Genomic DNA, 1,220 nt, shown 5'->3' with positions numbered 1-1,220 from the left:
TGGATTGTCAACACTTTTTCAGACAACTTTTTTAAGGTCTGCTGTTTTGAATTCAATCGGCGTCATATAATCAAGAGACGAATGAATTCGGATGTGATTATACCAATGAATATAATCAAACAATTCCAGTTTTAGCTGTTCCAGGGAGTCAAACGTATTCGGATACACAAATTCAGTTTTAAAAACTTTAAAGGTAGCTTCAGCAACGGCATTGTCATACGGACAACCTTTTTGACTCAATGAACGTCTGATATTAAACGTATCGATGATCCCATCAATAATATTGTTTTTAAATTCATTTCCACGATCCGTATGGAAGATTGATATCTTATCCAGTCTGTATTTGACCGTTGCAAAAGCCTGATAAACAAGCATGGCATCTTTTTGCGCGCCTGCGCTGTAACCAATAATTTCGCGATTGTATAAATCCAGAAGAATACATACATAATTCCATTTTCCGGCAACACGAACATAGGTAAGATCACTGACAACTACTTCCAGCTGCTCTCTGTCATCAAACTGGCGATTAACTTCGTTTTGGATTTTATCATTGTTTACCGGTGTTTTATGAACTTTGAATTGAGCGATTGTATAGGTCGATACCAGGCCCAGTTCTTTCATTATTCGGCCAATCCGTCGGCGTGATACAATCTGTTTTTTCTTTTCCAGTTCTTTTTTGATTTTACGCGTGCCATAATTACGCCTGCTAGCCTTGAAAATGTCGGTAATATCCTGTTTCAGTTTTTTTTCATCTTCTGATTTTCGGGTTTTAGACTCATAATAATAGGTGCTTCGTGTTATTTTTAGGACTTTACACATTGCTGATACCGAGTATCTGTCTTGATTCGCTTGGATGACTTCTACTTTCGTCCTATGATCAGCGCTGCTTGCTTTAGGATGTCGTTTTCCATTTTTAATTGTTGGACTTCTTTGCGCAATTTGATTAACTCGTTTTCTTCATCACTGCGGTTGTCTTTTTCTTTAAATGATCCGGAGTTTTGATGCTGTTTCACCCAACGATCAAAGGCTGAAGCTGACAATTCATACTCCTTAATAATTTCATGTCTGGGTTTTCCGTTTAAATATAATTGGACGACCTGATTTTTAAATTCATCTGTAAAAATTCGGCGTTCTCTTCTGGTCATATTGGTTCTCCTTCATTTTATGGATTTAGTTTATATGACCTTAGTAAATCTGTCCAGTTAAGTATAGCCTATCCA

At 36.9% G+C, this 1,220-nt stretch carries 1 protein-coding gene; it reads right to left on the bottom strand.

The genetic code is table 11. From position 1 onward, the window contains the following. Positions 1-18: 18 nt before the first annotated feature. Positions 19-1,145 (bottom strand): IS3 family transposase gene (locus tag U2P91_RS17900; protein ID WP_111886419.1). Its coding sequence is split into 2 segments (ribosomal slippage): positions 19-896 and positions 896-1,145, totalling 1,128 coding nucleotides; the frame shifts between segments, so codons are not numbered across the junction. Between the last annotated feature and the right edge of the window lie 75 nt (positions 1,146-1,220).

This window comes from Acetobacterium sp. K1/6, from assembly GCF_034438075.1.
Lineage (GTDB): Bacteria > Bacillota > Clostridia > Eubacteriales > Eubacteriaceae > Acetobacterium > Acetobacterium carbinolicum.
The sequence above is the reverse complement of the archived record's forward strand: the minus strand, read 5'-3'. Positions and strand labels throughout refer to the sequence as shown.